The sequence below is a fragment of the Paraburkholderia dipogonis genome, from assembly GCF_042680985.1.
GTDB classification, from domain to species: domain Bacteria; phylum Pseudomonadota; class Gammaproteobacteria; order Burkholderiales; family Burkholderiaceae; genus Paraburkholderia; species Paraburkholderia phytofirmans.
The window spans coordinates 1-1,270 of record NZ_JBHUFR010000049.1 but is presented as its reverse complement, the minus strand read 5'-3'; the positions used below and the strand labels follow the sequence as shown (position 1 = coordinate 1,270).

Sequence of the window (1,270 nt, the reverse complement as noted above, 5' to 3'; positions counted from 1 at the left end):
CGGTCCGTCACTTCCACGACGCCCGTTTCCGGGGGGAGGCGTCCATACCATCTGCAAAAGTTCTGGCATTGAAGTCTGGTTCGCCTATCCTGGAAGACAGGCAAGTTCAAGGAGTTCGTCGATGACACAGCTCGGTCTTGGTCTGGATCTTTCAACGAAACGCACGCGCAAGCGGGAATTTCTCGATGAGATGAGGAGCGTCGTGCCATGGTCGAGGTTGATTGCGTTGATCGAACCGCACTATCCGAGGGGTAAGACTGGAAGGCCGCCGTTTCCGATTGCGACGATGCTGCAGATCCACTTCATGCAACAGTGGTTTGGTCTGTCAGACCCGGCGATGGAAGAGGCGCTCTACGACGTGCCGCTGTATCGTGAGTTTGCGGGGCTGGACGAGGGTATGACTCGTTTGCCGGACGAGAGCACGATTCTCCGGTTCCGTCACCTTCTTGAAACGCACGGCCTGGCCGCGCAGATGCTCACGCTGGTCAATGAGATCCTGAGCGAGAAAGGCTTGATGCTGAAGGCAGGGTCGGCGGTCGACGCGACCTTGATTTCCGCACCCAGTTCGACGAAGAACGGCTCTGGTACGCGGGACCCGGAGATGCACCAGACGAAGAAGGGAAATCAATGGTACTTCGGGATGAAAGCGCACATCGGCGTGGACGCAGAGTCGGGGCTGGTCCACACCGTCATTGGTACAGCGGCCAACGTTCACGACATCAATGCGGCCGAAGCGTTGTTGCACGGCCAGGAAACGGATGTGTACGCTGACGCCGGATATCAGGGTATCGAAAAGCGCTGCCAGGCGAACCTGGTTCGCTGGCATGTCGCGATGGGACCAGGCAAGCGCCGACAACTGGACCTGAACAATCGTCTGGACGCGATATTCAACCAGATTGAGCGCCTGAAGGCTGGCGTCCGCGCCAAGGTTGAACATCCGTTCCGAGTGCTCAAGCAGCAGTTTGGCTATACGAAGACCCGGTACCGAGGGTTGATGAAGAATACCGCGCAGATCACGACACTGTTTGCGCTGGGCAACCTTTGGATGGCACGCAAGGCTTTACGCAAAGCGTGAAACGCTCGGGGGGTCAGGCCGTGAGTCTCGGTAAACGAAGGTCATCATGCTTCAAAAGCCGGTCGACCAACCTGCCAGCAGACGGCTTACGGCTGATACACCCAACGTGGAAAAAGATCCGCGCTCTGAAAACGTGTTGTGCAGATGGTATGGACGCCTCCCCCCGGAAACGGGCGTCGTGGAAGTGACGGACCG

The 1,270-nt window shown here is 58.0% G+C and carries 1 protein-coding gene; it reads left to right on the top strand.

Annotated features, from left to right (window positions below):
- Positions 1–121: 121 nt before the first annotated feature.
- Positions 122–1,075, top strand: coding sequence for an IS5 family transposase (locus ACFSNN_RS40505; protein ID WP_134465178.1), 954 nt, complete (start codon positions 122–124; stop codon positions 1,073–1,075).
- Positions 1,076–1,270 lie beyond the last annotated feature (195 nt).